Here is a 23,516-nt window from a genome sequence, read left to right as displayed (position 1 = left end):
ATGACCAGCAGTCCCGAACACGCCAGGCTTCTGCGCCTGGCCACCCGCGCCTCGGTGGGCGTGGCCAGTGTGCTGATTATCACCAAGGCCATCGCCTGGTGGCTCAGCGGCTCGGTGAGTATGCTCGCCGGGCTGACCGACTCGCTGCTCGACGGCGTGACCTCGCTGTTGAATCTGCTGGCCGTGCATTACGCCTTGCGCCCGGCCGATGACGATCACCGTTATGGGCATGGCAAGGCGGAGTCGCTGGCGGGCATGGCGCAAGCCTTGTTTATTGCCGGCAGTGCGGTGCTGATTGCGCTCCAGGCCTTTGAACGGCTCAAGCATCCGGAGCCGGTCGGCGCACCGTGGCTGAGCATTGGCGTGATTATCCTGTCGCTGGCGCTGACCGTGGCCCTGCTGATGCTGCAACACCGCGTGGTGCGCGAGACCGGCTCCAACGCGGTGCGCGCCGACTCGCTGCACTACCGCTCGGACTTGCTGCTCAACGGCAGCATCCTGATTGCGCTGGTGTTGGCCGGTTTTGGCTTTCATCAGGTCGATGCCTGGTTTGGCCTGGGTATCGCCGCCTATATTCTGTGGAGTGCGATCCAGATCGCCCGCGAAAGCTTTGCGGTGTTGATGGACGAAGAGTTACCGTCAGATGTCAGCCAGCACATGCTGGAACTGGCTCGTGGCGTACCCGGCGTGCTGGGGGCCCACGACTTGCGTACGCGGGTTTCCGGCAACCACTGGTTTGTGCAGCTGCACCTGGAGTTGCCGGGGGAATTGACGCTGTCGGTGGCTCACGGCATCAGCGACCAGGCCGCCGACGCCATTCACCGGGAATACCCGAAAGCCGAAGTATTGGTGCACGCCGACCCGCTGGAAGTGGTCACCGGCAACAAAACCTAGTACTGCACCTGATACCCACGACTGCCCAGGCAGTTGCCCTGGGCCTGGCGGTAGGTTTGCACCACCGCCGGGTCCGGGGCGTAGGTGACGGTGCGCGGGTCGAAGCCGCTTTGCTGCACCGCCCAGCGATAACAGTCGTAGCCGTCCTGCTGCACCTGCGCCGGCGATTGGCCGTTGGCAGGGTAGGCCACTACGTCATAGCCGTTGCCTTGCGGCGCCGGCTGGGGTGATGGCACTTGCGCAGGAGGCTGCACCACCACGTATTGCTGGGTGCTTTGCTCATAGGCGTAGTACGCGCCAGCGGCAAGGAACAACAGCGAGCCCCCTACCCATACTTCACGCGCATAGTCCGGCAGGTAATGCACACGGATGCCATAGGGTGGCGTCACCACCACGTAGCGTGGGCCTTGGGGGCGATACCAGTAGCCGCCGGAGAAAAAGTAGTCCTGGCCACGGTAAGGCACGCGGTAATTGCGGTCGGGAAAACGGTCGATGACATAACCAGGGCGATGTTGCGGGCCCGGACCCCAGCCGTTGCCATGCCCGTCGGGGCGGCCTGGCCAGCGGTTATCACCGGGGCGATCGTTACCCGGACGCGAACCGGGGCCGCCAGCCTCCCAATGCCGATTGTCATCGGGGCGCCTGGGGATATCACGGTAATAACCCTGGCGCGGTTCCTGGGTCTGGCGCACCGTATCGGGCCGGCCCTGGATCGGCAGGTTATTGGAAGGTTGCGGTGCAGGTCGCCCTGGCTCATGACCTTGCGGGCGACCTTGCCATTGGCCACCCTCGTGCTGGCCGCCGCGATCATCCTGCGGGTTTTGTGGACGTGGCTGATTGTGCTCAGGCCGTTGACCCGGGCCCGGTGAGTTATCGCGCTCGTCGGCCATTACCTGCGTGCCGACGCTTGCCACCAGCAAACCAACACCTGCCATACGCCAGATGCGCTTCATGCTTTTCCTCACTGCGGATTAGGGCCTACACATGAGACTGGAAAAGCCTCACCCGGTTCTCACGCAGGTTATCAGTCGTGGGCACTATTTTCTCAAGGCAAAAGAAAAGGGGTGACCCGTCGGCCACCCCTTGAGAATTTCGTCCGTGCTCAACGCTTTTGACGTTGGCTCACCTCACGCCGTCTTGTGGACAGTGTGCAGCCTGGAGGCCGGCTCAACCCTGCTGGGGCGGCGGCCGCAGCGGGCCTGATTGGGCGCGCTGCTGTGGACTGTTGTCCAGGCGGTGATTCTGTGGGTAATCATAGGCGTGCCGGGCGGACAGATGATTGCGAAGATTGCGTCAATAAACAGTGCTTGCGCAATTTTTAACCCTTCATGGATAATTCACCGCAATAGTTACGACAAAGGCCAACCCAATGAGCAAGCTTGACCGATACGACCTGAGTATTTTGGCGGAATTGCAGCGCGACGCGAGGATCTCCAACCAGGAGCTGGCCGAACGCATCGGCCTGTCGCCTTCGCCCTGCTCGCGCCGGGTCAAGCAATTGGAAGACGACGGCTATATCGCCCGCCAGGTCGCCCTGCTGGATCGCAAGATGCTCGGCCTTAGCCTTACAGCCTACGTATTGATCGGCATGGACCGGCACACGCCGGAGCGTTTCGAGAATTTTGAAGCCGCCATTCGCACCTTGCCGCAAGTGCTGGAATGCAGTTTGGTGACCGGGATGGACGCGGACTACCAGTTGAAGGTGGTGGTGCCGGATATGGACCATTACCAGAAACTGCTGCTGGGCCATCTGACCCGCATCGAAGGGGTGACCAGCGTGCGTTCCAGCTTTGTGCTCAACCAGGTACTCAACAGCACCGAACTGCCGCTGACCCACCTGCGCACCTGAGAACACAGAGATTCAAATGTGGGAGGGGGCTTGCTCCCGATAGCGGTAGGTCAGTTGATAAATAACTGACACTCAGTCATCGGGAGCAAGCCCCCTCCCACATTTGGATTGTGCTTCGACTCAGGTCAATGTTGCGTCTGTAACGCTGCCGTATACTGCTCGCTTGTCTTGCTGGAAGAGCCCCATGAACAACATCGACCCCGCCCTGTTTGAAGAATGGATGATGACCGGCCTGGTCACTATCCTCATCATTTTCATGGGCTTTATCGTCTGGGACCTGGCGAAGAAATCCAAGGCCGGGCGCTTTGGCTCATTCATTCTGTTTTTCGTGCTGGGCCTGGGCGTGGCCGCGTTCATCATCAAGAGCGTGGTGATCGGCTTGATCGAGTCCGGCGCTTTATAGGCGCGCCGGTACTGCTTTCCATTGGCCTTGATCCAGGCCGTCGATAGACCAGTCACCAATGCGCACGCGCACCAGGCGCAGCGTCGGCAGGCCCACGGCGGCAGTCATGCGCCGAACCTGACGGTTGCGTCCTTCCCGAATCACCAATTCCAGCCAATGGGTGGGCACGCTTTTACGAAAACGTACCGGCGGGTTGCGCGGCCATAATGCCGGCTCATCCAACTGACGGGCCTCGGCAGGCAAGGTCATGCCGTCGTTCAGTTCGACGCCATCGCGCAGGCGTTGCAGCTGTTCTTCGGTCGGCTCGCCTTCCACCTGCACCCAGTAGGTTTTCGCCAGCTTGTGCTTGGGGTCGGCGATGCGCGCCTGAAGCTGGCCATCGTTGGTCAACAGCAGCAAGCCTTCGCTGTCACGGTCCAGGCGCCCGGCCGGGTAAATACCGGGAATGTCGATGAAATCCTTGAGGGTCGCGCGACCGCCTTCGTCGCTGAACTGGGTCAACACGTCGAACGGCTTATTGAACAGGATCAGCTTCGGCTCGGCCGGTGGCGCCTTGGCGACACGCCGAACAGGCTGCGAAGGTTTCACGCCTGGGCGGCGCGAATCGGGACGGGTAGGACGGGACATGGCAAAGGAACATCTAACGGTCAGGACCGACAATGCTAGTGGCCTGACCGCCAAATGACCATCCCAACCGCTTAGCGGAACGGCGGCTCGTCGAAGCTGCGCAGTTTGCGCGAGTGCAACGAGTTGAGTTCGGTGCGCAACAGGTCGACCGCCTCGATGCCGATCTTCAAGTGCTGGCTGACCGCACGCTCGTAGAACGCGTTGGCCGAACCCGGCAGCTTGATCTCGCTGTGCAAGGGTTTGTCGGATACGCATAACAAGGTGCCGTAAGGCACGCGCAAACGGTAACCCTGGGCGGCGATGGTGCCGCTTTCCATGTCCACGGCCACGGCGCGGGACAGGTTGATCAGCGGCCGTTCCTGGGCCCAGCGCAATTCCCAGTTACGGTCGTCATAGGTCAGCACGGTACCGGTGCGCAGGCGTTTTTTCAGCTCCTCGCCTTTTTCGCCAGTGACGTGGGCCGCCGCTTGCTGAAGCGCCAACTGCACCTCGGCCAGGGCCGGGATCGGGATGTTCGGCGGTACCACGCGGTCAAGAATCCCGTCACGGCGCATATAGGCGTGGGCCAGTACGTAGTCGCCGATGGTCTGGGATTGGCGCAGGCCGCCGCAGTGGCCGATCATCAGCCAGCAATGCGGGCGCAACACGGCCAGGTGGTCGGTGATGTTCTTGGCGTTGGACGGGCCCACGCCGATGTTCACCAGGGTCACGCCGTGGCCGTCACTGGCTTGCAGGTGATACGCCGGCATCTGGTAGCGATGCCAGACCACGCCGGCGGCAATCGCCGAGGCTTCGCCGTGGTCCATGCTCTTGTCGATGACCACGTTGCCCGGCAGCACCATGCGGATAAAACGCGGGTCGCTGCGCAGTTGTTCCAGGCCGTGCAGGATGAACTGGTCAACGTAGCGGTGGTAGTTGGTCAGCAGGATCCACGGCTGTACATGGCGCCAATCGCTGCCGGTGTAATGCACCAGGCGGCGCAGGGAAAAGTCCACGCGCGCCGCGTCGAACAATGCCAGGGGCAGCGGGTCGGTGTTTTCCCAGTCGTAAAGGCCATCGGCAATGCCGTCGGTGGCGGCGGACAGGTCGGTACTGGGGAATACGCGGGCCAGGGTCGCGGCGGTCACGCCGGAGCCGGCCAGTTCGTCGCCCTGCTCCACCACATACGGGTACGGAATGTTCTGCTGGCTGACGCCCACTTCCACCGTGACGGTGAAGTCGTGCATCAGCGGCACCAGTTGCTCCAGCAGATACTTACGAAACGCGGCGGGGTGGGTCACGGTGACGCTGTAGGTACCCGGCAGTTGCACCTTGGCATATGCACGGGTGGTCTGTGGGACTTCGCCATGGCAGTGGTAGGTCAGGCGCAGTTCCGGGTAGCGAAACAGTGCACGTTGTGCGGCGTCGGGCTCGACGCGGTCCTTGAGGTATTGCTTGAGGGCTTGATTGAGCGCGCCGGTGGCTTGCTCATGCAGAGCCGCCAGCCGGTCCACGGCTTCTTCGGCGGTTTTAACGACAACAAAAGCTTCGGTCACGGTAAGCATCCTGTGTTCTGGACTTGCAGGCCTTTATCTTGCCTGTATCCCGGCCTCACCGAAACAGCCGGATTGGAATGCACCTTAAAATATGGGAGATGGCGGGGTTGAGCGCGCGACTATGGCTTCTACATCCACCCCACGCGGCAAGGTGCCATATACCCGCCCCGACGATTCGCCCAACCGGCTGGCGATAAACCCGTCGCTGACCGCCGCATTTCCTGCCTCCAGCAATAACTTGGCCTGCAACGCCACGGCAATATCCTCGGTCAACTGCCGCGCACGGTACTGAATGTCCTGGGTGTCCATAAACGCCGACTTCAACTGCTCGATATGCCGCGCCAGTTGCTTGTCACCATGGCCATCTCCCAACTCAACAAACAGCACCTCCAGCACGCCCGGCTCTTTGGACAACGCGCGGAGTACGTCCAGGCATTGCACATTGCCGGAACCTTCCCATGTCGAGTTCACCGGCGCCTCACGGTAAAGACGCGGCAGGATGCTGTCTTCCACATACCCGGCGCCGCCCATGCATTCGGCGGCTTCGTTGATCATCGCGGGCGCTCGCTTGCAGATCCAATACTTGCCCACCGCCGTGACCAGCCGAGCGAACTTGGCTTCCTGCGCATCATCAAGATGATCCAGGGCGCGCCCCATGCGCAGGCTCAAGGCCAGGGCCGCTTCGCTCTCCAATGCCAGGTCGGCCAGGACGTTCTGCATCAGCGGCTGCTGGTTGAGCACGCGGCCACCGACCAGGCGGTGCGCGCAGTGATGACTGGCCTGGGTCAACGCCTGGCGCATCAAGGCGCTGGAGCCGACCATGCAATCGAAGCGGGTCATGGCGACCATTTCGATGATGGTCGGCACACCCCGGCCCTCTTCACCGACCATCCAGGCCAGGGCGCCGCGAAACTCTACTTCGCTGGACGCGTTGGAGCAGTTGCCGAGTTTGTTCTTCAAGCGCTGGATATAGAACTCGTTGCGCGTGTCATCCGGGCGGTGCCGGGGCAGCAGGAAACAGGTCAGGCCCTTGTCGGTCTGGGCCAGGGTCAGGAAGCCGTCGCACATCGGTGCCGAGCAGAACCACTTGTGGCCCACCAGCTCATAGGCCTGGCCGGACCCACCCGCGCCCACCGGATAAGCGCGTGTGGTGTTGGCCCGCACGTCGGTGCCGCCCTGCTTCTCGGTCATGGCCATGCCGATGGTGGCGCCGGCTTTGTGGGCAATGCCGACGTTGCGTGGGTCATATTGGGTCGAAAGGATTTTCGGCAACCAGCGATCTGCCAGGTCCGGTTGCAGGCGCAAGGCCGGAACGCAGGCGAAGGTCATGGTCAGCGGGCAACCGGTGCCGGCCTCGGCCTGGCTGTGCAGGTAGGTCATTGCCGCACGGGCCACATGGGCGCCGGCCTGCGGGTGAGCCCAGGGCAGCGACGGCAGGCCATGCTCAACAGCAGTGCGCATCAGTTCGTGATAAGCCGGATGAAACTCCACCAGGTCAATGCGATGACCATAACGGTCATGGCTGCTGAACACCGGTTTGTTCTGATTGGCCAGGAACCCGGCTGCCATCAACGGCCCTCCGGCCAGCGCGCCGTAGGCATCGATACGCGATTCGGCCCAGCCGGCGCCAAAGCGACGCGACAATTGCTGCAGGGGCAAGTCGATGCGATACAGGTTGGTGCCGTCCAGGGACGGTGGCTGATTGGTGACGTCGTGGGTTTCGGCAAACTGATGCAGGTTCATGACGGGCCTCCTGGAAAAAGGCCACGTGAAAGAGGGGCCTTGAATTCAGTTAAGCACCGACCTCACGCTTAAAACAGTGGCATACCCGCCGAATGCCCGGCGCTTTCGCCCTCACCCAAGCGCAACACGCGGCGCTCCAGCACCCCTTGCAGGGCTTCGAACCGCACCGGTTTAGCCAGGCGATCAGTCATGCCGATGCCATGGCAGCGTTCACGCTCTGGTCCATCACTTGAGCTACTCAAGGCGATCACCGGCAACTCACCACAGTCGGGCAGTGCACGAATCTGACAGCACAACGAGAAGCCGCCCTCAGGCACGTCCAGAAGCACCGCATCGAAGCGATTACCTTGTAACGCCACCAGTGCCGCCGGGCCGTTATCTACGGTTTTCACCCGGTAGCCGAGTTTGAGCAACATGCCACGCACCGCCAACTGGCCGACGCTGTTGTCGTCCACCAGCAACACGGTGCAATCCTGGGGCGCACGCTGCCTGGGCTGCGCTTGCCCGCTCGGCTTGGGTTGCGCAGGCACCACGCTGACGTCCACCTCCAACTGAAAACGGCTGCCCTTGCGCGGCTCCGAATGATGGGTCAGGCGCCCACCCAACAGCTCGATCAACTGCCGGCAAATCGCCAAACCAATGCCCAGGCCGCCGTATTCGCGAGTCATCGAGCCATCAAGCTGGAAGAAGCGCTGGTACAGCGTGGCCTCATCGAGAAAGGCGAAGCCGATACCGGTGTCGGTGACAATAAAGCTCAGGTGCAATGCACCCTCCCCTTCGGGCACCCCGACCACGCGCAAGCGCACAGCGCCGAGTTGGGTAAATTTGAATGCATTGTCCAGCAGGCAATCCAGGCATTGGAGCAGTTTGTCGGCATCGCCGATCACCCGGTCCGGCAACTCATCGGCAACATCAATGGAAAACGCCAGGCCCTTGCTCTGCGCGCTGGGGGTGAACTGCTGGCGCAAGGTGTCGAGCACACCGCGCAGGCTGAACGCTTGCGGCTGGGCCACCATCCGACCGGCCTGCAACTCGGTCAGGGTGAGGATACCGTTGACCATGCGCATCATGTCCCGCGCCGAGCCCGCGGCGGTTTGCTGGTACTGCGCCAGGTCCTCGCCCAACGGCACGGTCTGCATCAATTCCAGGGAACCAATCACCCCATTCATCGGCGTGCGCAGTTCGTGGGTCAGGGTGGCGAGAAACTCGTCTTTGAGGCGATTACTGCGGGCCAGTTGCTGGTTGAGCGCTTCGAGCTTCTGGCTGGCGTCGAGGAGGATTTGCGCCTGCTGTTCGCGCATACCGTTGATGCGGTCGGCCAGGGCCAGGGACAGCAGTGCCACTTCAATGGCCGAGCCGAGCTGGCTGGCGTACATGGTCAGAAACACGTTGGGCAGGTAGCCCAGCACCATCAGCGTATTGACCACTCCGCCCAGCAGGAACGCCGACCAGGCGATGATGAAGTAGCGCGCCATGCGCTGCCCGCAGTACCAGGCCTTGATCGCGGCGACAAAGATGGTCACGGTGAACACCAGCGCCAGGCCGGTGGCCAGGCGCAGGGCCACGGCGTAGCTGGTCAACAGCGCCAGCGCCATCACCACGCCGCCGCACGCTGCCAGCGCCAGCAGGATCCGGTCGATCCAGCGGCTGTGCTGCACGGTGTGCAGGAAGCTGCGGGCAAACAGGCTGCCGAACAATGCCGCCGATCCGATCAGGAACGGCACCGCCGCATTCGCCCACCACGGGTTGTTCGGCCAGAAGTACTGCACCGCGACGCCATTGACCGACAGCTGGTACAAGCCGAACGATGCAATATAGAGGATGTAATAGAGGTAGCTGGTGTCGCGCACGCTGAGGTAAATGAACAGGTTGTAGATCAGCATGCCCAGCAGCACACCATAAATAGCCCCGAGTACATACAAGCGCAGCGGTTGTTCTTCCAGGTACGCCGTGCCCGCCCACAGGGTCAGCGGCGCCTGGATCGAGCCCTGGCTTTGCAAGCGCAGGTACAGGGTCTGCTGCTGATCGGGCGCAAAATTGAGCTTGAACAGGTAATTGCTCTGGCTCACCTCACGGCTGGAAAACGGTAATGCACTGCCGGTGCGGGCGGTCAGGCGGTAGTGACCGGTGCCGTCGCTCTGATACAGGTCCAGGCGATTGAGCGGCGGATAAGCCAACTCCAGAAACCAGGTGCGCGGTGCACGGGGATCTGTTGCGCTGTAATGCAGGTTGACCTTGAGCCAGAACACCGAGCGCGAATAGCCGGCGTTGAGAGTGGCTTTGTCATGCGTCTTGAACTGGGCGGCGTAGGCGGGGGAACTGACATCGGCAATGGTGAGGGCATCGGTTGGATCTTCGAGCACTTGCATGACCTGGCCCAGCGGCAGGCTTCGCGTGTCCTGGTTGAACTCGACGGCGCCGGCGAGCAAGGGTAGCCCGCACAATATAAAGATCAGCAAATAGCGCATAGAGCCCCAGCGTGGCCTGTCCGGTTATGTCAAAAGCCCCCCATCCTTTTGAGAAGACGTACACCGGCGATACAGTAAGTTGTTTGAATGCACTTTAGCATAGCCATTAAAGGCCATTGGACACCATTGAACTATTTTTTTGAAAGGCTCTACATCAAGGTCTTCAGAGGACTTTCATGCTGTTTCAATCGCCAGAAAAGCGCTGTTCCAGCGCTCACACTTCAACCATCGTCAGACGGCCACGCAAAAAGCGTTTGGTGGTAAGCTCGCGCACCATGAATATCTACAGCTCTCGCCCTGTTGTCCTCTGTCTCTCCGGCCACGATCCCAGTGGTGGCGCCGGCTTGCAGGCAGATATCGAAGCCCTGCTCGCCCAGGGCTGTCACGCGGCCCCGGCCGTCACAGCGTTGACCGTGCAGAACACCGTCAATGTCAGCGACTTCCGCGTGCTCGACCGTGAGTGGGTGATGGCCCAGGCCAATGCCGTGCTCGGCGACTCCGAAGTCGCGGCCGTCAAACTGGGCATGCTCGGTTCCACCGCCATGGTCGATACGGTGGTTGAACTGCTGCAGGCGCACCCGCATCTGCCGGTGGTCTGCGACCCAGTGCTGCGCGCCGGCGGCGGCGGTAGCCTGGGCAAGGACGAGGTCGGCTATGCGATGCGCGAGCGGCTGTTGCCCTTGTCGCTGATCGCCACGCCCAACCTGCCGGAAGCGCGCATCCTGGCCGAACTGCCAGACGGCACTGCCGACGAGTGCGCCGAGAAACTGTTGCCGTACATCAAGCACCTGCTGATCACCGGCGGCCATGGCGACGAACACGAAGTGCACAACCGCCTGTACAGCCGCGACGGCACGCGCCATACCTTTACCTGCCAGCGCTTGCCTGGCAGTTATCACGGTTCGGGCTGCACCTTGGCCAGCGCCCTCGCCGGGCGCATCGCCCAGGGCGAAGGTTTGACCAGCGCGGTGCAATCGGCCCTCAACTACACCTGGCGCACCCTGCGTGACGCCGAGCAACTGGGCCATGGCCAGTTCGTGCCGCGCCGGCTGCCGCTGGATTTCTGCTCGTAACTTATCGCTCGTCACAGCAAGGGGCTTGCCCGATGAAACTACGTGGCCTTTACGCCATTACCGACAGCCAGCTCCTGGCCGGCAAGTTCCTCGCCTACGTCCAAGCGGCGCTGGACGGCGGCGTGACACTGTTGCAGTACCGCGACAAAAGCAGCGACGAGGCACGGCGCCTGCGTGAAGCCGAAAAGCTGTATGAACTGTGCTCGCGCTACAAGACTCAATTGATCATCAACGATGATGCCGAACTCGCCGCGCGCCTGGGCGTGGGTGTGCATCTGGGGCAGACCGATGGTCCGCTGACCCCGGCCCGTGCGCTGCTCGGTTCCAAGGCGATCATCGGTGCTACCTGCCACAGCCAGATCGAACTGGCCGAACAGGCCGCCAAGGAAGGCGCCAGTTATGTCGCCTTCGGGCGCTTCTTCAATTCCACCACCAAGCCCGGCGCACCTGCCGCCACCGTTGAAATGCTGGCCGAGGCCCGCACGCGCTTGCAGCTGCCGATCTGCGTGATCGGCGGCGTGACCCTGGACAACGCCGAACCGCTGGTGGCCCACGGTGCCGACCTGCTGGCCGTGGTGCACGGTTTGTTCGGCGTCGACAGTACTCAGGAAGTCACGCGACGCGCCCGTGCTTTCAATGCCCTTCTTAAAATCTGATTTCAGAGAGACGTCCATCATGTCCCGTTCCGAAACCCTGTTTGCCAATGCCCAGAAACACATCCCCGGCGGTGTGAACTCCCCCGTGCGTGCGTTCAAGAGCGTGGGCGGCACGCCGTTGTTCTTCAAACACGCCGAAGGCGCCTACGTCACCGACGAAGATGACAAGCGCTACGTCGACTACGTCGGCTCCTGGGGCCCGATGATTCTCGGCCACAGCCACCCGGACGTACTCGACGCGGTGCGCCAGCAGCTGCAACACGGCTTGTCCTATGGCGCGCCGACCGCCATGGAAACCGAGATGGCCGACCTGGTCTGCTCTATCGTGCCGTCGATGGAAATGGTGCGCATGGTCAGCTCCGGCACCGAAGCCACCATGAGCGCGATCCGTCTGGCCCGTGGTTTCACCGGCCGCGACAACATCATCAAGTTCGAAGGTTGCTACCACGGCCACTCCGACAGCCTGCTGGTCAAGGCCGGCTCCGGCGCGCTGACCCAGGGCGTACCCAACTCTGCCGGTGTGCCGGCGGCATTCGCCAAGCACACCCTGACCCTGCCGTTCAACGACATCGCCGCCGTCGAGCAAATGCTCAGCGAAGTCGGCCAGGACGTGGCCTGCATCATCGTCGAGCCGGTGGCCGGCAACATGAACTGCGTACCGCCGGCACCGGGTTTCCTCGAAGGCCTGCGCGAGCAGTGCGACAAGCACGGCGTGGTGCTGATCTTTGACGAAGTGATGACCGGTTTCCGCGTCGCCCTCGGCGGCGCCCAGGCACACTACGGCGTCACGCCGGACCTGAGCACCTTCGGCAAGATCATCGGTGGCGGTATGCCAGTAGGCTGCTTCGGCGGCAAGCGCGAAATCATGCAGCACATCGCCCCGCTGGGCCCGGTCTACCAGGCTGGCACCTTGTCGGGTAACCCGCTGGCAATGGCCGCTGGCCTGACCACCCTGCGCCTGATCAGCCGCCCGGGCTTCCACGCCGAGCTGACCGACTACACCACCCGCCTGCTTGATGGCCTGCAGCAGCGCGCCGACGCCGCGGGTATCCCGTTTGTCACCACCCAGGCCGGTGGCATGTTCGGCCTGTACTTCAGCGGCGCCGACGACATCGTCACCTTTGATGACGTGATGGGCAGCGATGCCGACCTGTTCAAGCGCTTCTTCCACCTGATGCTTGAAGGCGGCGTGTACCTGGCGCCGAGCGCCTTCGAAGCCGGCTTCACCTCGATCGCCCATGGCGAAGCCGAGCTGAAACTGACCCTGGATGCTGCCGAACGCGCCTTCGCGGCCCTGAAATAAGTGACCCACGTTCTGACGTTGCCCCCCAGGCAGCGTCAGATTTGCTACTTTGCTTACAGAAGTTTCCTGGTTTTTTCGAGAATTGCCCTGCAATCCGGCAGATAACTTGCCCAAGCAGCAGAAAAACGAGTAAAGACTTTGTAAGCAGAGGCCTGCTTATTTCATAATGCGCGCTTATTGGACTCCCCGAGGGTCCGCGCGCCCCGTCAGAGGTAAGTCGATTCCCATGAAACGCACCGGCCGCACCCTGGTTCTGGGCTGCCTGTTGCTCCTTCAGCCGCTGCTGGCACATGCCCAGGCAGGCGGCAACTCGTTGTTAATCCCAGCGATGGGTCGTTGCACCCTCAATACCCAGCCAGACAGCCAGGCCGAAGCCCTGAGCGCGTGCCAGAAACAAGCTGATGAAGGGGATGCGCAAGCGCAATACGAGTTGGGCGAGTTCTACCACGACAGCAAGAACCCGGCCGTCGACCTCAACAAAGCGTTGAGCTACTTCGAAAAGGCTTCGCTACAAGGCCACGCCCAGGCGCAATTCCAGCTCGGCAATATGTTCTTCAAGGGTGAAGGCGTGCCGGCCAATAACGTGCAGGCCTACATCGTGCTGAAAATGGCCGCGGTCAACGGTGCTGAAGACGCGCTGGACACCGCCGATGAGGTCGCCGAGCACATGCAGCGCGATGAACTGGAAGTGGCGACCCAGGTACTGGGGCAGATTTTCCGTAATTACCTGCAGGAATTGCAGAGCGCCGATGGGCGCTCGCCCTTCTCTCCCCTGCCCTGATCACGGCGATAACAGGTAGCCCTGTCGATATGCCGTGGACCCCGCTACATGGGCAATCGTCATACCGGCGCTTGCCATGCGGCGTACTGATCGCACATACAACAGCCCTTCATGCTCACACGCGACCTCAATCACTCGGTCCGTGATCGGGTCGATGACTTGCGCCACGATCTGTCCTGCTTCGAGGTAGTCCCCCACCTGCGCGCAAAAGACCATCAAGCCTCCCACCGGGCTCACCACCGGCTCGACCCCCGCCAAGGGTGTTGGCGGGCTCAATAGCGCCGGCAGTGGCGGCGCTTGCCCCTCAATGCCTCCCTGTAACATCAGATAGTTGATCAACGCCTGACAATCCTGCCGCGCCAGCCCGTGGTCCACATCGGCAACGCCGCGCAACTCCACGGTCACGGCAAAACCCGGCGCCGAAAAGGCCCCAGGAAAACGCGCCTGCATCCGTGCCCAGAACAAGGTGTAGCAATCGTCGAACGAATGCCCGCCCGCGTCCGGGCTCATAAAGCAGGCCCGAGCGCCCAGGTACCGCGCCAGCGGCTCCACCTGGGGCCAGGCATCGGGCGCCAGGTACAGGTGCTGCACTGCCTCGAAATCACAATGCAGGTCCAGCACCCTGTCGGCGTCACAGGCCAGCGTTTGCAGGACCAAACGCAGAGAGTGCAGCTGGGTCGCCGGTACCTGGCTGACAAGGGTTCGCCGCAGGGCCGCACGGATCAGATGCAGGTTATGCGCAGGATCATCGGTCAGAACATCCTGTACCTGGTCGCCGACCTGCTCGCTGACGTCAACGAAGAAGCGGTTGAAGTTCTCTCGACTGTCGTTATCGAAACGCCCCTGCGGTACGTCCATCAGCACCTGCTCCAACCCCAACGGATTGGCCACCGGCACCAGCACCACTTGCCAACGCAACGCACCTGTCGCCTCCAGGTGCGCCAGACGCTGTTTGAGATGCCACAACACCAGCATCCCCGGTAATTCATCGGCGTGCAGGGACGCCTGGATGTAAACCTTGCTCGGCGCATTGGCCGGACCGTAATGAAAACTATGAATATGCCGCGTGGTACCTGGCACAGCCGTTAACAGTTCATGCCTGTGAGTCTGCATATTGCCCCCCTATCGACTCGAATCAAGAAAGCTCAGCCAACGTCGTTCAGCCAGATGGAACAAGCCGACCAACGCGAACGTAATACACAAGTAAAGCGCCGCGGCCAGGCCAAAGGATTGGAAGGTGAGGAAGGTTGCAGCGTTGGCATCCCGTGCGACTTTCAGGATATCCGGCACCGTTGCCGTGAACGCCAGGGTGGTGGAATGCAACATGAAGATCACTTCATTGCTGTAGTAGGGCAACGACCGGCGCAGGGCCGAGGGCATGATCAAGTGCACGTACAACTTCCAGCCGTCGAAGCCCAGGGAACGAGCAGCCTCGATTTCACCGCGTGGCATTGCCCGAATTGCGCCCGCCAGTATTTCCGTGGTGTAGGCCGCGGTATTGAGGGCAAACGCCAGAAGCGTGCAATTGAGCGCTTCGCGAAAAAAGGCATCCAGCAACGGTTGCTCGCGAACAGCGCCAATGCTGTAGATGCCGGTGTAGAAGATCAGTAACTGGATATACAGCGGTGTGCCGCGAAACACGTAGGTAAAGCTTTGCACCGGCCAGCGCAGCCAGCGTCGGCTGGACGTCCTGGCGATGGACAGTGGCAACGCCAACAGCAGGCCCAGGCACAAAGAGGCGCTGGTCAGCCACAAGGTCATGGCCAGACCGGTGATTTGTTGACCGTCGGAATAAATAAACGGCCGCCAATACTCCTGGATAAGCTCGATCATGATGATGATCCCTGCACACCTTCACCATACCGACGCTCCAGCCAGCGCAACGCTGCGTTTGAAACGCTGCTGAGCAACAGGTAGACCAGCGCCGCCAGCAGCAGAAAAGCCAGTAATTGCTGACTGCTCTTGCCCGCCATCTGCGCCACTTTCACCAGGTCTGCCAGGCCGATGATCGACACCAGCGCTGTAGCCTTGAGCAAGACCATCCAGTTATTGCCCAGACCCGGCAGGGCGAATCGCATCATCTGCGGGAATATCACATGCAAAAAGCTCTGCCTGAAGCTCAGGCCAAGGGCCTTGGCTGCCTGGAACTGCCCACGGGGTACAGCCAGCAACGCGCCGCGAAAGGTTTCGGTGAAATAAGCGCCGTAGATAAACCCCAGAGTGATCACGCCGGCGCTGAAAGGGTCGATATCGATGTAGGCCCAGCCCAATTCGCTGGTCAGACGACTCAGGCCTGTCTGCAATCCGTAGAAAATCAACAGCATTAACAGCAGGTCCGGTACCCCGCGAATCAAGGTGGTGTACACCTGTGCGCACAGGCGCCATGCCCTCACCCTGGACAGCTTGGCACCTGCCCCCAGCAGGCCCAGGATCAGCCCCAGCAGCAATGACAACAGTGCCAGTTGCAAGGTGACCCAGACCCCGTGCAGTAACATCGGCAAAAAACTGCCCAGGGACGCGGCGAATTGAGTGAAGGCAGGTAGCATGATCGTGTCCTCGCTGGCCGTTGAAGGCGGTTATTGGCCGCTGAACATGTTCACACCGGGGAAGTACTGCTCTTGCAGGCGAGCGTAGGTGCCATCGGCGTGCAGGGCAGCCAGCCCCTTATCCAACAGCGCTTTCAACGTGTGGTTGCCCTTGGCGAGGCCGATGCCGCTTTTGGACGGCATCAACTCGCTGTCAATCAGCGGCCCCAGTACAAACCCGACGCCTTGGGGTGAACGCAAAAATCCGCTCTGTGCTTGCTGAGCATCCTGCAGCGATGCCTGCAAACGCCCTGTCAGCAGGTCCGCGTACACTTGCTCCTGATCGGCATAAGCCACCACCTTCATACCCTGCCCAGCGAGCACTTGCCGGGCATAAACTTCCTGAGTACTGCCCTGCAAATAGCCGACGGCCATGCCTGTGGAAAGCTCAGTGCCAGGGCGCATCACCATGGCAGTGGGGCTGGAAAACACCTCCGAGGAGAAGTCGATGACCTTTTGCCGAGCGGCAGTGATGGTCATTGAAGCGAAGATGGCGTCGATCTTGCCGGCGTTGAGGCTGGGAATCATGCCGTCAAAGTCACTCTCGACCCATTGGCAGCGAACATTCAAACGTGCACAAATTGCATTGCCGATATCTATTTCAAAACCGGTCAAAGTCCCCGTGCTGTCTTTATAAGCAAAGGGCGCATAGTTGGGATCGGCAGCGAAACGGATCACGTTGTAATCGTTGGCAAACAACGATGTATTAATCAGGAGCGCGGTGAATAACATCAGGAGTATTTTTTTCATTATTGTATTCCTCGTTATTGATTGAACAGTTGGACTGACTACATCTCTATAAATGGAATTTCTCTGCGCACTACCAGCGAGCCCTCCGGCGCATCGAACTCACGCGCGATGCGATGCCCTGAATACACCGCCGCCGCAATGGTGCCGGGCGCCACGCAGTCGCCGATCAGCGTGAGCGTTCGGATGCCTGCCGCCTGTAACTGTTCGGGTGAGTTGTTCAAGGCCTGATACAGCGCCTGCTCAGGCTCCCGGGAAGTGACCAGCAGCAAGGCTGCAGCTGGGATCAACCGCGTACGTTCGGTGTAGATGCAGCCCGCTACCACGCCCTCTGGCTTAACGCTGACCAGCGTATGGGACGGCACGATCGTGACATTCAGCTGCATCAGACGACGCTGAATGCGATGCTGCTCAAGGGTGTTATGGGTCCAGGCCGCCACGTCCGCCGCGGGGGTGACGAATATCACCTCCACGCCACGCGCCACCAGATGTTCGGCCAGCACGCTGCCCATGTAATAGTGATCGTCATCGAACAGCAGCACCGGCGAAGCGGGCAACGCCCCTGCCATCAGGTCATCAGGCGTCAGCACGGGCAGGCTGTCCAGGCCCGATAAGGATCGGCGCAAGGCGCGCCCCAATCCATCACGTCGCCAGTGGGAACCCGTAGCAATGAACACATGCTCAGCGGCTAAATCCAGCACGTCCTGGGCCTGCAAGTGGCTTTCCCGATAGATCTCCACCGACGGCATACGGCTCAACGCATCCAGTCGATAGTCAATCACCCGCGCCCAACTCGCCAGCCCCGGCAGCCGGGCTTCCAGCGCTACACGTCCGCCCAGGGTGCGCAGGCTGTCGACCAGGGCCACTTCCATCCCTCGCGCACCCAGGATCCGTGAACACTCAAGCCCGGATGGCCCGGCGCCGACCACCAGCGCCCGGCCGGGTTGCTGCGTATGGTTGACCGACTCGGGATGCCAGCCACGTCGCCATTCCTCACCCATGGTCGGGTTCTGTGTACAGCGCAGGGGCGTGCTGGTGTGATCACCACTGACGCATACATTGCAGCCGATACACTCGCGAATTTCCTCGGCGCGCCCCTCTTCAATCTTCTTGGGCAAGAAGGGATCGGCAATCGAAGGGCGGGCCGCCCCGATCAGGTCCAGCACGCCACGACGAACCAAAGACACCATGGTGTCTGGCGAAGTGAAGCGGCCGACGCCCACCACGGGCTTGCTGGTCAGCGCCTTGAGCCCCAGCAGGAAGGTCTCCTGGTAACCCTCCCCGGCAAAGCGCGCCGTCACGCTGTCATTGGACCAATCGGCGACATTGACGTCCCACAGGTCCGGCAGGTCTGCCAGCATCGAGAAGATTTCGGCACCTTCGCCCTCGCGACTCAAGCCGTCGGCCATTTGTTCATCCACCGCCAGGCGGACCGCTACGGCACACCGATCACCGACTGCGTCGCGAGTGTCTTCAATCAATTCGCGGAGCAAACGCACACGGTTTTCCAACACACCGCCGTATTCGTCGGTACGCCGGTTATTGCGTGGCGTGAGGAAATGGAACGGCACACTCAGGTCGTGGCCGGCGTACACATAGATGATGTCGAAACCCGCCTCCCGGGCGCGCAATGCGGCGGCTCGATGCAGGGCGCGCAATTGCCGGATATCGGCATGGCTCATGGCCCGGGCCTGCACCGGGTCGTAACTGCGCACCGGGGTATTGGAAGGCGCCCAGGGAATTTCGCGACTGTAGCGGTTGGGCGCCGAGTAACCGTTGAATGCCAGCTCTACCCCTGCCAACGACCCGTGCTGGTGTACCGCCTCACACATGCGGGCCAATGCAGGAATGTCGCGCTCATCCCACAAACGCGCCTCGATATAAGGGGAGAACTCGCTCAGCGGGCTGATTTCGCACTCTTCAGTGCACACCACGCCCCAGCCGCCCTCGGCTTTCACTGCGCGCATCCGGGCCATGGCCGAGGGATGTACATGGCCCATGCCATTACAGTGGGGAACTTGATAAAAGCGATTGCAAGTACGGACCGGGCCTATTTGTACCGGCTCAAACAGAATGTCATAGCGAGGATCGCGCACAGGGCTACTCCCGAACAAGTCAGTTCGTTAATGACGGCGTGATGGAACTTGGCGCTAATGAGTGGCGTGATTAAACGCAGTTGAACGGGGGAAACTTCGAGGTTTTCTTATTATTGGTATATTCATGATGCCCTCTCTGAATAAACAAAATTTGCTATCTTTCAAACAAAATGTCCATCCACTGAGAGGCAGTTTCGGAAACGCCCTACAAATTAATTGCAGATCATTTCTCGGGCATCGGCATCGGAAACGGCATCACATTGCTCGTGCCCCGTGCTTCGCTGATCTTCGGCGTACCCAGGCGTTCGACTTCATCGATGCGCACAATCGAATGCATCGGCACAAAGCTGCGCACCACGCCTTCGAACTGGGCCTTGAGCTTTTCTTCGCCCGGATCGACGACCAACTGGGTGCGCTCGCCAAAGACGAACTCTTCCACTTCCAGGAAGCCCCACAGATCACTTTGATAGATCTGCTTGGCGTACATTTCGAACACCTGGCCCTGGTTGAGGAAAATCACCTTGTAGATTGGAGCTTCACGTTTGGTCATGGTGGGCGGGGAACACATGGGGATATAAAAGAGGGCGCGAACTATAGCATGGCACCCGATGCACAGCGCTAGGAACCGATGGGCATGACCCCTATAATGCGCGGTTCTTTACCACCAGTTGACGATTCCCATGGCCAAGAAGCTTTATATCGAAACCCACGGTTGCCAGATGAACGAGTACGACAGCTCGCGCATGGTCGACCTGCTGGGCGAACACCAGGCCCTGGAAGTCACCGCCCGCGCCGAAGATGCCGACGTGATCCTGCTCAATACCTGCTCGATCCGCGAACGGGCCCAGGACCGTGTGTACTCCCAGCTGGGCCGCTGGCGTGAATTGAAACTGGCCAACCCGGACATGGTGATCGCCGTCGGCGGTTGCGTGGCCAGCCAGGAAGGTGCTGCGATCCGCGACCGCGCCCCGTATGTCGACGTGGTGTTCGGCCCGCAGACCTTGCACCGCCTGCCGGAAATGATCGACGCCGCACGCGTCACCAAGCTGCCGCAGGTGGACGTATCGTTCCCGGAAATCGAGAAATTCGACCATTTGCCCGAGCCGCGCATCGACGGCCCGAGCGCCTACGTGTCGGTGATGGAAGGTTGCAGCAAGTACTGCACTTTCTGCGTGGTGCCCTACACACGCGGTGAAGAAGTCAGCCGGCCGTTTGACGATGTACTGGCAGAAATCATCCACCTGGCTGAAAACGGCGTGCGCGAAGTGACCCTACTGGGCCAGAACGTCAACGGCTACCGCGGCCTGACCCACGACGGGCGCCTGGCCGACCTGGCGGAGCTGATCCGCGTGGTCGCCGCCGTCGATGGCATCGAACGTATCCGCTATACCACTTCGCACCCGCTGGAATTCTCCGACAGCCTGATCCAGGCCCACGCCGAAGTGCCGGAGCTGGTCAAGCACCTGCACTTGCCGGTGCAATCGGGCTCGGACCGCATCCTGTCGGCGATGAAGCGCAACCACACGGCGCTGGAATACAAATCCAAGCTGCGCAAATTGCGCGCCGCCGTACCGGGCATCTGCATCAGTTCGGACTTTATCGTCGGCTTCCCGGGCGAAACCGAGAAAGATTTCCAGCAGACCATGAAGCTGATTGAAGACGTCGGTTTCGACTTTTCCTACTCGTTTGTGTACAGCCAGCGCCCGGGCACCCCGGCGGCGGACCTGCTGGACGAAACCCCGGAGGCGTTGAAAAAGGAGCGGTTGAACGCACTGCAACATCGCCTCAACCAACAGGGTTTCGAAATCAGCCGACAAATGGTCGGCTCGACCCAGCGCATCCTGGTCACCGATTACTCGAAGAAAGACCCGGGTGAGTTGCAGGGGCGCACCGAGAACAACCGCATCGTCAACTTCCGCTGCGACAACCCGACCCTGATCGGCCAATTTGCCGATGTGCACATCGATGCGGCGCAGCCACACTCGTTGCGCGGCTCGTTGATCAACTGATCTCGCGGACCGGATGAAGATCAAAATGTGGGAGCTGGCTTGCCTGCGATAGCGATGTATCAGTGCCCTATGTGCCAACTGACCCACCGCTATCGCAGGCAAGCCAGCTCCCACAGGAGTTCTTCATGGTTATCGAGAGTGGGGCCAGGCTATTTAAGTGCTTTCGCACACCGGCGCCTGGCGTTATTCTCTCTCTCACCTCATCAGCCAAAGGGCGGCTAAAAGCAACCTTGAACGCACCCATAGCAGAACCCCATCGTTTTCTCCTCGAGCCGTTTGAGGCTCGCCGTTTCGCCAACCTGTGCGGACAGTTCGACGAGCACCTGCGCCTGATCGAACAACGCCTGAGCATCGAGATCCGCAACCGCGGCAATCAGTTCGAGCTCATTGGTGAACCCCAACACACCACGTCTGCCGAAAACCTGCTGCGTCGCCTCTACCGCGAAACCAAGGGTAGTGAGCTGTCGCCAGAGACGGTACACCTGTACCTGCAGGAATCAGCCGTGGAGGACCTGGCCAACAACCCGGTGGCCGAAGCCAGCGTGGCCCTGCGTACCAAAAAAGGCATGATTCGCCCACGCGGCTTGAATCAGCAGAAGTACGTCAAGGAAATCCTCGGCAACGACATCAACTTCGGCATCGGCCCGGCCGGTACCGGCAAGACCTACCTGGCCGTCGCCTGTGCGGTGGATGCCCTGGAGCGCGAGCAAGTGCGGCGCATCCTGCTGGTGCGCCCGGCGGTCGAAGCGGGCGAAAAGCTCGGCTTCCTGCCCGGCGACCTGGCCCAGAAGATCGACCCGTACCTGCGCCCGCTCTACGACGCGCTGTACGAGATGCTCGGCTTTGAATACGTGGCCAAGCTGATCGAGCGCCAGGTGATCGAAATCGCCCCGCTGGCCTACATGCGTGGCCGCACCTTGAACAACAGCTTCATCATCCTCGACGAAAGCCAGAACACCACCGTCGAGCAGATGAAGATGTTCCTCACCCGCATCGGTTTCGGCTCTACCGCCGTGATCACCGGTGACGTCACCCAGGTCGACCTGCCCAAGGGCACCAAGTCGGGGCTGGCGCAGGTGATCGAGGTACTCAAGGATGTACCGGGCATCAGCTTCACGCATTTCATGCCCAAGGACGTGGTGCGTCACCCGCTGGTGCAGCGCATCGTAGAAGCCTATGAGCGTTTCGATCACAAGGATGACGCACCGGCCAGGGACGTTCGCGGCGATGCTTGAGCTAGACCTGCAGCTTGCCACCGAAGCGCCCGCCCCCAGCGAAGCACAGTTCCGGCACTGGTGCACCCTGGCCCTGCGCCAGCGCACCGCAGACTCGGAGCTGACCATTCGTCTGGTGGATGAGCCCGAAGGCCGCGAGCTGAACCACACCTGGCGTCAAAAAGACTACGCGACCAACGTGCTGTCCTTCCCCGCCGACGTACCCGACGAGTTGCTGGATATCCCGCTGCTGGGCGATCTGGTGATCTGCGTCGAGGTGGTCGAGCGCGAGGCAAAGGAACAAGGCAAGGAACTTGAAGCCCATTGGGCCCATCTAGTCATCCACGGCTGCTTGCATCTCTTGGGCTACGACCATATAGACGATGATGAAGCCGAGGAAATGGAAGCACTGGAACGAACGTTGCTTGCTGAATTGGGTCACCGCGACCCTTACGCAGACGACGAAAGCTGATCAACACTCAACTGTCATATCAAAGGATTTAGAGTAATCGCTATGAGCGAAGACCGATCGAGCAACGGGCAGAAGTCATGGCTGGGTAAACTGACCCAGGCTTTTGCCCACGAGCCGAAAAACCGCCAGGAGCTGCTGGAGCTGCTGCGCGAGGCCCACCAGAACAAGTTGCTGGACAGCGAAGCGCTGGCCATCGTGGAAGGCGCCATCCAGGTGGCTGACCTGCAAGTACGGGACATCATGGTCCCGCGCTCACAGATGATCAGCATCAAGGCGACCCAGACCCCACGGGAATTCCTCCCGGCCGTGATCGACTCGGCGCACTCGCGCTACCCGGTGATCGGTGAAAGCCATGACGACGTCATGGGTGTCCTGCTGGCCAAGGACCTGTTGCCGCTGATCCTCAAGGAGAATGGCGACAGCTTCAACATCAAGGACCTGCTGCGTCCGGCCACCTTCGTACCTGAATCCAAGCGCCTGAATGTGCTGCTGCGCGAATTTCGCGCCAACCACAATCACATGGCCATTGTGATCGACGAATACGGCGGCGTGGCTGGCCTGGTGACCATCGAAGACGTGCTGGAACAGATCGTCGGCGATATCGAAGACGAGCACGACGTCGAAGAAGACAGCTACATCAAGCCGCTGCCCAGCGGTGACTTCCTGGTCAAGGCGCTGACGCCGATCGAGAACTTCAACGAGTTCTTCGACAGCGAATTCTCCGACGATGAGTTCGACACGGTCGGCGGCCTGGTGATGAGTGCGTTCGGGCATCTGCCCAAGCGTAACGAAACCACCGAGATTGGCGCCTATCGCTTCCGCATTTTGAATGCCGATAGTCGTCGTATCCATCTGATCCGTTTGACACCTATTGCCCGCTAAGGAAGGGGTGGGGCATCAGCTATTTCCTGTGTCGCGTTGCCCCTGAGAGCGGGCCAGGCAAGGCGCAGGCCGCAGGGAATGGCATTCCCTTTTCAAGGCCTGCAACGCAGTATGGCCCGCTCTCAGGGACAACCCGAAGGGCCGGGCCTGCTGCGACACAGGGCTGCGTTACTCGTCGT

22 protein-coding genes are annotated in these 23,516 nt (G+C 60.9%); 11 read left to right on the top strand and 11 right to left on the bottom strand.

Annotation, left to right across the window (positions count from 1 at the left end; genetic code table 11):
- Positions 1–894: a cation diffusion facilitator family transporter gene (locus J1G33_RS13475; protein ID WP_103734846.1), complete on the top strand. Its 894-nt coding sequence runs from the start codon at positions 1–3 to the stop codon at positions 892–894.
- Here the strand turns inward: J1G33_RS13475 and J1G33_RS13470 are convergent.
- A complete protein-coding gene (locus J1G33_RS13470; RefSeq protein ID WP_032879324.1) occupies positions 891–1,847 on the bottom strand; it encodes a DUF6515 family protein in 957 nt (318 codons plus the stop codon). The two genes, J1G33_RS13475 and J1G33_RS13470, sit on opposite strands and share 4 nt — an antisense overlap.
- Positions 1,848–2,263: 416 nt before the next feature.
- Between J1G33_RS13470 and J1G33_RS13465 the strand changes: the two genes are divergently transcribed.
- Positions 2,264–2,743 carry an Lrp/AsnC family transcriptional regulator gene (locus tag J1G33_RS13465; protein WP_003194418.1) on the top strand — a complete coding sequence of 160 codons (480 nt, stop codon included), beginning with the start codon at positions 2,264–2,266 and terminating at the stop codon, positions 2,741–2,743.
- 193 nt (positions 2,744–2,936) lie between these two features.
- Positions 2,937–3,146 (top strand): DUF2788 domain-containing protein, encoded by a 210-nt coding sequence (locus J1G33_RS13460; protein ID WP_025999909.1) that lies wholly within the window; start codon positions 2,937–2,939, stop codon positions 3,144–3,146.
- On the opposite strand, the gene J1G33_RS13455 is transcribed toward J1G33_RS13460, so the two are convergent.
- From J1G33_RS13455 to J1G33_RS13440, 4 genes are all read right to left on the bottom strand, one after another.
- Positions 3,141–3,773, bottom strand: coding sequence for a pseudouridine synthase (locus tag J1G33_RS13455; protein ID WP_005791693.1), 633 nt, complete (start codon positions 3,771–3,773; stop codon positions 3,141–3,143). The two genes, J1G33_RS13460 and J1G33_RS13455, sit on opposite strands and share 6 nt — an antisense overlap.
- 71 nt (positions 3,774–3,844) lie before the next feature.
- Positions 3,845–5,317 (bottom strand): AMP nucleosidase, encoded by a 1,473-nt coding sequence (gene amn / locus J1G33_RS13450; RefSeq protein WP_164699529.1) that lies wholly within the window; start codon positions 5,315–5,317, stop codon positions 3,845–3,847.
- A gap of 75 nt (positions 5,318–5,392) precedes the next feature.
- Entirely contained in the window at positions 5,393–7,051 is a 1,659-nt protein-coding gene (locus tag J1G33_RS13445) for an acyl-CoA dehydrogenase family protein (protein WP_223018207.1), read from the bottom strand.
- A 68-nt stretch (positions 7,052–7,119) separates the two neighbouring features.
- Complete coding sequence (locus J1G33_RS13440) at positions 7,120–9,519, bottom strand: hybrid sensor histidine kinase/response regulator (protein WP_148854017.1); 2,400 nt, start codon at positions 9,517–9,519, stop codon at positions 7,120–7,122.
- Between the two features lie 275 nt (positions 9,520–9,794).
- Here J1G33_RS13440 and J1G33_RS13435 point away from each other — a divergent pair, with 275 nt between their 5' ends.
- From J1G33_RS13435 to J1G33_RS13420, 4 genes are all read left to right on the top strand, one after another.
- A complete protein-coding gene (locus J1G33_RS13435) occupies positions 9,795–10,592 on the top strand; it encodes a hydroxymethylpyrimidine/phosphomethylpyrimidine kinase (protein WP_216092149.1) in 798 nt (265 codons plus the stop codon).
- Positions 10,593–10,624: 32 nt separating this feature from the next.
- Complete coding sequence (thiE, locus tag J1G33_RS13430; protein ID WP_223018206.1) at positions 10,625–11,248, top strand: thiamine phosphate synthase; 624 nt, start codon at positions 10,625–10,627, stop codon at positions 11,246–11,248.
- A 19-nt stretch (positions 11,249–11,267) separates the two neighbouring features.
- Complete coding sequence (gene hemL / locus J1G33_RS13425) at positions 11,268–12,551, top strand: glutamate-1-semialdehyde 2,1-aminomutase (RefSeq protein ID WP_005791703.1); 1,284 nt, start codon at positions 11,268–11,270, stop codon at positions 12,549–12,551.
- Positions 12,552–12,777: 226 nt separating this feature from the next.
- Complete coding sequence (locus tag J1G33_RS13420) at positions 12,778–13,332, top strand: tetratricopeptide repeat protein (protein WP_005791705.1); 555 nt, start codon at positions 12,778–12,780, stop codon at positions 13,330–13,332.
- On the opposite strand, the gene J1G33_RS13415 is transcribed toward J1G33_RS13420, so the two are convergent.
- The 6 genes from J1G33_RS13415 to J1G33_RS13390 form a co-directional block, all read right to left on the bottom strand.
- The gene (locus J1G33_RS13415; RefSeq protein ID WP_032879315.1) at positions 13,333–14,445 is read right to left on the bottom strand and encodes a succinylglutamate desuccinylase/aspartoacylase family protein; all 1,113 of its coding nucleotides are present in this window, start codon (positions 14,443–14,445) and stop codon (positions 13,333–13,335) included. It lies immediately after the preceding gene.
- Positions 14,446–14,454: 9 nt separating this feature from the next.
- A complete protein-coding gene (locus tag J1G33_RS13410; RefSeq protein WP_032879313.1) occupies positions 14,455–15,165 on the bottom strand; it encodes an ABC transporter permease in 711 nt (236 codons plus the stop codon).
- Positions 15,162–15,878, bottom strand: coding sequence for an ABC transporter permease subunit (locus J1G33_RS13405; protein ID WP_032879311.1), 717 nt, complete (start codon positions 15,876–15,878; stop codon positions 15,162–15,164). The genes J1G33_RS13410 and J1G33_RS13405 overlap by 4 nt, the downstream gene beginning before the upstream one ends.
- Before the next feature lie 30 nt (positions 15,879–15,908).
- The gene (locus tag J1G33_RS13400; protein WP_032879309.1) at positions 15,909–16,667 is read right to left on the bottom strand and encodes a transporter substrate-binding domain-containing protein; all 759 of its coding nucleotides are present in this window, start codon (positions 16,665–16,667) and stop codon (positions 15,909–15,911) included.
- 38 nt (positions 16,668–16,705) lie between these two features.
- Entirely contained in the window at positions 16,706–18,760 is a 2,055-nt protein-coding gene (locus tag J1G33_RS13395; protein ID WP_223018205.1) for an NAD(P)-binding protein, read from the bottom strand.
- A 223-nt stretch (positions 18,761–18,983) separates the two neighbouring features.
- The gene (locus tag J1G33_RS13390) at positions 18,984–19,310 is read right to left on the bottom strand and encodes a DUF1820 family protein (RefSeq protein WP_003194436.1); all 327 of its coding nucleotides are present in this window, start codon (positions 19,308–19,310) and stop codon (positions 18,984–18,986) included.
- A 130-nt stretch (positions 19,311–19,440) separates the two neighbouring features.
- On the opposite strand from J1G33_RS13390, the gene miaB reads away from it, so the two are divergent.
- The 4 genes from miaB to J1G33_RS13370 all read left to right on the top strand — a co-directional run bounded on the left by miaB (position 19,441) and on the right by J1G33_RS13370 (position 23,337).
- Complete coding sequence (gene miaB / locus J1G33_RS13385) at positions 19,441–20,769, top strand: tRNA (N6-isopentenyl adenosine(37)-C2)-methylthiotransferase MiaB (protein WP_005791718.1); 1,329 nt, start codon at positions 19,441–19,443, stop codon at positions 20,767–20,769.
- Between the two features lie 230 nt (positions 20,770–20,999).
- Positions 21,000–22,004: a PhoH family protein gene (locus tag J1G33_RS13380; protein ID WP_005791720.1), complete on the top strand. Its 1,005-nt coding sequence runs from the start codon at positions 21,000–21,002 to the stop codon at positions 22,002–22,004.
- Positions 21,997–22,455 carry an rRNA maturation RNase YbeY gene (gene ybeY / locus J1G33_RS13375; RefSeq protein WP_005791722.1) on the top strand — a complete coding sequence of 153 codons (459 nt, stop codon included), beginning with the start codon at positions 21,997–21,999 and terminating at the stop codon, positions 22,453–22,455. The genes J1G33_RS13380 and ybeY overlap by 8 nt, the downstream gene beginning before the upstream one ends.
- A gap of 42 nt (positions 22,456–22,497) precedes the next feature.
- Positions 22,498–23,337, top strand: coding sequence for an HlyC/CorC family transporter (locus J1G33_RS13370; protein WP_005791724.1), 840 nt, complete (start codon positions 22,498–22,500; stop codon positions 23,335–23,337).
- The last annotated feature ends 179 nt before the right edge of the window (positions 23,338–23,516 follow it).

The organism is Pseudomonas sp. P867 (genome assembly GCF_019891455.1).
In the GTDB taxonomy this organism is placed as follows: domain Bacteria; phylum Pseudomonadota; class Gammaproteobacteria; order Pseudomonadales; family Pseudomonadaceae; genus Aquipseudomonas; species Aquipseudomonas synxantha_A.
This window is presented reverse-complemented; position numbering and strand designations above follow the sequence as displayed.

Excerpts from the sequence above, each read along its gene's own strand:
- J1G33_RS13475 (WP_103734846.1), top strand. The coding sequence starts at position 1 with ATGACCAGCAGTCCCGAACACGCCAGGCTTCTGCGCCTGGCCACCCGC.
- J1G33_RS13470 (WP_032879324.1), bottom strand. The coding sequence starts at position 1,847 with ATGAAGCGCATCTGGCGTATGGCAGGTGTTGGTTTGCTGGTGGCAAGC.
- J1G33_RS13465 (WP_003194418.1), top strand. The coding sequence starts at position 2,264 with ATGAGCAAGCTTGACCGATACGACCTGAGTATTTTGGCGGAATTGCAG.
- J1G33_RS13455 (WP_005791693.1), bottom strand. The coding sequence starts at position 3,773 with ATGTCCCGTCCTACCCGTCCCGATTCGCGCCGCCCAGGCGTGAAACCT.
- amn (WP_164699529.1), bottom strand. The coding sequence starts at position 5,317 with ATGCTTACCGTGACCGAAGCTTTTGTTGTCGTTAAAACCGCCGAAGAA.
- J1G33_RS13445 (WP_223018207.1), bottom strand. The coding sequence starts at position 7,051 with ATGAACCTGCATCAGTTTGCCGAAACCCACGACGTCACCAATCAGCCA.
- J1G33_RS13440 (WP_148854017.1), bottom strand. The coding sequence starts at position 9,519 with ATGCGCTATTTGCTGATCTTTATATTGTGCGGGCTACCCTTGCTCGCC.
- J1G33_RS13435 (WP_216092149.1), top strand. The coding sequence starts at position 9,795 with ATGAATATCTACAGCTCTCGCCCTGTTGTCCTCTGTCTCTCCGGCCAC.
- thiE (WP_223018206.1), top strand. The coding sequence starts at position 10,625 with ATGAAACTACGTGGCCTTTACGCCATTACCGACAGCCAGCTCCTGGCC.
- hemL (WP_005791703.1), top strand. The coding sequence starts at position 11,268 with ATGTCCCGTTCCGAAACCCTGTTTGCCAATGCCCAGAAACACATCCCC.
- J1G33_RS13420 (WP_005791705.1), top strand. The coding sequence starts at position 12,778 with ATGAAACGCACCGGCCGCACCCTGGTTCTGGGCTGCCTGTTGCTCCTT.
- J1G33_RS13415 (WP_032879315.1), bottom strand. The coding sequence starts at position 14,445 with ATGCAGACTCACAGGCATGAACTGTTAACGGCTGTGCCAGGTACCACG.
- J1G33_RS13410 (WP_032879313.1), bottom strand. The coding sequence starts at position 15,165 with ATGATCGAGCTTATCCAGGAGTATTGGCGGCCGTTTATTTATTCCGAC.
- J1G33_RS13405 (WP_032879311.1), bottom strand. The coding sequence starts at position 15,878 with ATGCTACCTGCCTTCACTCAATTCGCCGCGTCCCTGGGCAGTTTTTTG.
- J1G33_RS13400 (WP_032879309.1), bottom strand. The coding sequence starts at position 16,667 with ATGAAAAAAATACTCCTGATGTTATTCACCGCGCTCCTGATTAATACA.
- J1G33_RS13390 (WP_003194436.1), bottom strand. The coding sequence starts at position 19,310 with ATGACCAAACGTGAAGCTCCAATCTACAAGGTGATTTTCCTCAACCAG.
- miaB (WP_005791718.1), top strand. The coding sequence starts at position 19,441 with ATGGCCAAGAAGCTTTATATCGAAACCCACGGTTGCCAGATGAACGAG.
- ybeY (WP_005791722.1), top strand. The coding sequence starts at position 21,997 with ATGCTTGAGCTAGACCTGCAGCTTGCCACCGAAGCGCCCGCCCCCAGC.
- J1G33_RS13370 (WP_005791724.1), top strand. The coding sequence starts at position 22,498 with ATGAGCGAAGACCGATCGAGCAACGGGCAGAAGTCATGGCTGGGTAAA.